We start from the raw sequence: 1,546 nt of genomic DNA, 5'->3' as shown, positions 1-1,546 counted from the left end.
GAAGATCCCTCTATGGCGGGCTATCTTCAACCTGAACTCGATCTCCTCACATGGCTCGACAAACCCGTCATTGTGTTAGTGAATCAAACCGGGCTGATCGATCCACAACAACAGCAACAATTGGAATCCCTTTGGAAGCAACACTGGATCAATCAACGCGTCATTAAAGACGTCATGAGCCTGGACGCCTTTACGCGTTGCTGGGTTCAGGAAGGTGTGTTATGGAATCACGTCACTCAGGCCCTGCCCCCGGAAAAACACCACACGATGGAACAATTAGGAAAAGCCTGGTATGCCACCCACCGGCAGATCTTTGATACATCCATGACCCATCTCGCTCAACTCTTGACTAAGACCGCCTTGGATGGAGAACTCCTCCCCCAAGAGCTGACAGGGTTCTCAAAAAAGCCGCAAATCAAAAATGCGATTCAGGCTCTGGACCAACGATTAGCGCAACGTATCTCAGCCGTCACTGCAGACCTTATCGAGTTACATGGGTTAACCGGCGAGGTCCCGCACACACTTAAATCCAGGATTGAAGATGTGACCGTGCCGGGTGAAAGAAAACCGTGGGAAGAAGAAACGTTCTGGGGAGCACTAGCCAGTGGAGCGGCAGCCGGATTGGCTTCGGACTTAGCCACCGGAGGACTCTCTCATGGCGCCTTTACCATTGGTGGAGCCATCCTTGGAGCATTAGCCGAACGGACCTATGCCAAAAGTCAGGAAACAGAAGATTCCAATCGAATATCCTGGGTTCCTGCATTTCTCGACCGGCAAACACGGGATGCGCTGCTACGCTATTTAGCGGTGACCCATTGCGGGAGGGGACGGGGGGATTACACTGACCCACGAGAGTTTCCCCTCTTTTGGCAGAAAGCCACTGAAGAGATTCTCGAACAGAAAAAAAAGGATCTCCATCAGGCCTGGATTCTGGCCAAAGTCCCGCCAAGCGAAAAGAATCCAAATGAAGCCGAAGCCTTTCTCGTTCCGATCCTGACAACCATGGCCCAACATATCTTGCTGAAGTTTTATCCGGAAGCCAAAGGTTGGCTGAAGGATGCCTCTCTCTAAACTCCACCAGTCTTTTCTGTCATCATCAATCAGGAAATTTTGTGTTAACAGCTGCGTTCTGCTTTCTCCCAGTAGAACGGAATTTCGTGTTCCAAAATTTCTGTCGCCTTGGTAGAGTGAGCACGATTAAAGGCCCTTTTGCATGAACCAAGACCAAATCGAACAAAACTACCAGGAGGCGCTCCGAAAAATTCAAGAGGCTAAAGAAACCCGCGCCACATCGCTCGACTTGACGGGCTTCATTTGGGATCGCATTCCAAGTGAGCTATTTGAGCTAACCTGGCTAGAAGAGCCTCAGTTGCAGCCAAGCAGAGAACCGGGGAGATATGTGTGAGAAATTTTTCTCCTTCCAGAAAAATTTTCATGTCTCAATCAATTACGCGTTTTGATTATCGGACGGCTTGGGCTGAAAAACCTAGCCCCCGTGGCTAGTCTAACTGAGTTGACCAAACTTGACGGCTGAGGCAACCAGCTC

The 1,546-nt window shown here is 50.1% G+C and carries 2 protein-coding genes; both read left to right on the top strand.

All coding sequences use genetic code 11. From position 1 onward, the window contains the following. Positions 1–1,071: DUF3482 domain-containing protein (locus tag AAH187_RS13795; RefSeq protein WP_342349044.1), on the top strand; the 1,071-nt coding region annotated here is incomplete at its 5' end. A 142-nt stretch (positions 1,072–1,213) separates the two neighbouring features. Then, positions 1,214–1,405: a hypothetical protein gene (locus tag AAH187_RS13790; RefSeq protein WP_342349043.1), complete on the top strand. Its 192-nt coding sequence runs from the start codon at positions 1,214–1,216 to the stop codon at positions 1,403–1,405. Positions 1,406–1,546 lie beyond the last annotated feature (141 nt).

This window comes from uncultured Nitrospira sp. (genome assembly GCA_902500695.1).
Classification (GTDB): domain Bacteria; phylum Nitrospirota; class Nitrospiria; order Nitrospirales; family UBA8639; genus Nitrospira_E.
This window is presented reverse-complemented; position numbering and strand designations above follow the sequence as displayed.

Excerpts from the sequence above, each read along its gene's own strand:
- AAH187_RS13790 (WP_342349043.1), top strand. The coding sequence starts at position 1,214 with ATGAACCAAGACCAAATCGAACAAAACTACCAGGAGGCGCTCCGAAAA.